Here is a 1,161-nt window from a genome sequence, read left to right as displayed (position 1 = left end):
GCCAAACTTGATGCGCTTCACACTTAAATCAGAGCCTAATAATAGTGTTAGTGACTCGCGCCACTCGACAGCAAGTTTGGTGACTTCCATTCCTGATTTGATTTGTTGGTCGATCTGTTCTTGATCGAGTTCCAAGCCTTTATACTTAATAGATCCTTTCTCTTCACCTTGTGAAGTAAGTTCGCATTCAAATCCGACCGTCATAAAGCTCGGTAGGCTGCTTGGCTCGGTGACCCAGTGTGTCATGATGGAGCTTGGGGCCTGGTTAACTGCTGGTAGGCGAATAGGAAGTGAACCAATTGTTTTGCGTAAATAGCTGGTCAGTTCATCTGCCAATTTGGCTGACGAGGTGTTGATCACAAGGTAGCCTTTCGAAGGGCAAAGGTAGGCGAAATAACGTGAGGTCTTGGTAAAAGACTTAGGTAGTAAGAGGTTAGTGATTTCTTCCTTTAGCTCAGTCTTTTCTTTGCGAGTAACTTTGCGGTGCTGTTGTTCCTCGATCTCATTTACTTTCTCTTGTAATTGCTCATTGACCACAGAGCTAGGTAGAATACGTTCTTGCTTTTGAAGACAGATCATCCAGTAATTCTGGTTAACGTGTACCAGTTGCTCGGAATGCTTTTGCAAGGGGCTGGACCAACCTAGTTGGTATATGTCGTTTGCGCCGCAGGGTTTAAATGGTGAGTCAGCAAGTTTACTTTCTAATTCTTCGCTTGATAGTTCGAAAGGTTTAGTAAAGCGATAAAACAGGATATTTTTAAACCACATAAGTATGTTCAGGCCTTCAGTTAGATGTAGATATTCTTTCTTAATAAGATGTAAAGCAAAAGTATAGTATAAAATACTTTAAATAGATTACTTAAATTATTGAAAATATTTAAAAAGAGTTTCAAATTGAACACCTGTCCAGTCTTTTATTTGTATTCGACACTTGGTTGTCACTTGTGTGATGAGGCGCTTGCGGTAGCTCAGACCTTGCATGTGCAAATGGCTGAAAACTTTGCAGCATCGTCCTTTGATTCGGAAGGAAAGCCGCTTTTTTTTAAACTTGAGTTGGTCGATATTGCAGACGATGATGCCTTAATTGATCGCTATGGCGCCAGGATACCTGTTTTGCTATCCCATGATAAATCCCTGGAGCTTGAATGGCCTTTTGATGTT

Annotated in this window: 2 protein-coding genes; one reads left to right on the top strand and one right to left on the bottom strand. The window is 41.2% G+C overall.

Annotated elements, in window-relative coordinates; translation table 11 throughout:
* On the bottom strand, positions 1-768 hold a 768-nt coding region (locus A3757_RS22450; protein ID WP_068740333.1), incomplete at its 3' end, for a recombination-associated protein RdgC.
* Positions 769-894: 126 nt separating this feature from the next.
* Between A3757_RS22450 and A3757_RS22445 the strand changes: the two genes are divergently transcribed.
* Positions 895-1,161: glutaredoxin family protein (locus A3757_RS22445; protein WP_231878357.1), on the top strand; the 267-nt coding region annotated here is incomplete at its 3' end.

The organism is Oleiphilus sp. HI0117, from assembly GCF_001635235.1.
This window is presented reverse-complemented; position numbering and strand designations above follow the sequence as displayed.